The 1,121-nt window shown below is 66.2% G+C and carries 1 protein-coding gene; it reads right to left on the bottom strand.

From position 1 onward, the window contains the following. The coding region (locus tag ABGA98_RS45640) for a reverse transcriptase domain-containing protein (RefSeq protein ID WP_347624743.1) at positions 1-443 on the bottom strand (443 nt) is incomplete at its 3' end. Positions 444-1,121 lie beyond the last annotated feature (678 nt).

The raw sequence follows: 1,121 nt of genomic DNA on the forward strand, positions 1-1,121 counted from the left end.
CGCCGCCCCACCTCGGCAAGAAGACGATCGTGATCGATCTCGCCGAAGAAGTTGACGATGTCGAACTCCACCACGAACACCCGGCCTTCGATGAAGCCGGTACGCAGCCGCTCCATCGCCTGCGTCGCCGACCGCTTGGGCCGGAACCCGAACGAGACCGGAAGAAAATCCGCCTCGAACAGGGGCTCCAACACCAGCTTGGCGGCCTGCTGAGCCACCCGGTCCCGGATCGTGGGCACGCCCAGCGGACGCTTGCCACCCTGTGGTTTCGGGATGTCCACCCGCCTGACCGGCGCCGGACGATACCTGCCTGCGCGAAGGTCGTCCTGAAGTTCCCCGAGCATCCGGGCAACCCCATACTCCTCCACATCCGCCAAAGTCACCCGATCAACTCCGGCGGCACCCCTGTTGGCCCGGACCCGCTCCCACGCCTCCCACAGCACGTCACCTCTGTGGACACGGTCATACAGGGCGTGGAAACGCCGCTCCGCAGACTGCTTGGCCGCAGCCCATAGCTCGCGTTGAAGTCGTCGCACGTTCAGAACGGACCCACGCCCGTCCAGTACGGCGGGCGATAGCCCGCCGGGGTTGCTGGACCCAGAACCCTGGGCCATGCCCTGGTGCTTACCCTCGCCGCACGCGTGATCAAAGTGAGGGCCCTTCCCTCCCGGCGCGTTCTGTTGCACGCCGATCAGCGGTACTACGACCCCCTCGGACTCCCGCTGCCCTCCGGACGACTTCACCATCGGCTTATACGCCCGGTCTCTTGCCCGACGAAAGGCGTGGTCAGACGGGTCTCTCCTGTTCCGGCCCAGACCGTGCACACGTGCCATCCTCCGTACCCCGGAAGAACCCGGCGGGCTGACCCCGGAACAGGGCCCACCAAGCATGGCCTTCGCCGTGACATGAGCGGCTCGGCTTCTCCGTTGTAACTCTGACGAGGCTGCAAGGTTCGCTTAACGCTACGGCCCGCGTGCTCGCTCCCTCCAAAGAGGCTCTTGACACCCCGCTCAGCCCGCCATGTCTCCACGACGAACCGGGGCCTGCTACCGGGCGCTCCGATGCTTACCCGGACGGGACTTTCACCCGCAGGCCTGGACCAGCTTCCAGGACGCAACATG

It is taken from the genome of Nonomuraea sp. B1E8 (assembly GCF_039871515.1).
Lineage (GTDB): Bacteria > Actinomycetota > Actinomycetes > Streptosporangiales > Streptosporangiaceae > Nonomuraea.